Below are 730 nucleotides of genomic sequence, written 5' to 3' on the forward strand. Positions count from 1 at the left end.
AGGAGTCTTCTGTATGAACTATTTCAGATATAAACAATTTAACAAGGATGTTATCACTGTAGCTGTTGGCTACTATCTAAGATATGCATTGAGTTATCGTGATATATCTGAAATATTAAGTGAACGTGGTGTAAACGTTCATCATTCAACGGTCTACCGTTGGGTTCAAGAATATGCCCCAATTTTGTATCAAATTTGGAAGAAAAAGCATAAAAAAGCTTATTACAAATGGCGTATTGATGAGACGTACATCAAAATAAAAGGAAAATGGAGCTATTTATATCGTGCCATTGATGCAGAGGGACATACATTAGATATTTGGTTGCGTAAGCAACGAGATAATCATTCAGCATATGCGTTTATCAAACGTCTCATTAAACAATTTGGTAAACCTCAAAAGGTAATTACAGATCAGGCACCTTCAACGAAGGTAGCAATGGCTAAAGTAATTAAAGCTTTTAAACTTAAACCTGACTGTCATTGTACATCGAAATATTTGAATAACCTCATTGAGCAAGATCACCGTCATATTAAAGTAAGAAAGACAAGGTATCAAAGTATCAATACAGCAAAGAATACTTTAAAAGGTATTGAATGTATTTACGCTCTATATAAAAAGAACCGCAGGTCTCTTCAGATCTACGGATTTTCGCCATGCCACGAAATTAGCATCATGCTAGCAAGTTAAGCGAACACTGACATGATAAATTAGTGGTTAGCTATATTTTTT

1 protein-coding gene is annotated in these 730 nt (G+C 34.1%); it reads left to right on the top strand.

Going from position 1 to position 730, the window contains the following annotated elements; translation table 11 throughout:
* Nucleotides 1–13: 13 nt before the first annotated feature.
* Nucleotides 14–688, top strand: a complete 675-nt coding sequence (locus HMPREF3031_RS08535) for an IS6-like element IS257 family transposase (RefSeq protein ID WP_048787266.1) — start codon at nucleotides 14–16, stop codon at nucleotides 686–688.
* The last annotated feature ends 42 nt before the right edge of the window (nucleotides 689–730 follow it).

Source organism: Staphylococcus sp. HMSC072B07 (assembly GCF_001815505.1).
GTDB classification, from domain to species: domain Bacteria; phylum Bacillota; class Bacilli; order Staphylococcales; family Staphylococcaceae; genus Staphylococcus; species Staphylococcus simulans.

Excerpts from the sequence above, each read along its gene's own strand:
- HMPREF3031_RS08535 (WP_048787266.1), top strand. The coding sequence starts at position 14 with ATGAACTATTTCAGATATAAACAATTTAACAAGGATGTTATCACTGTA.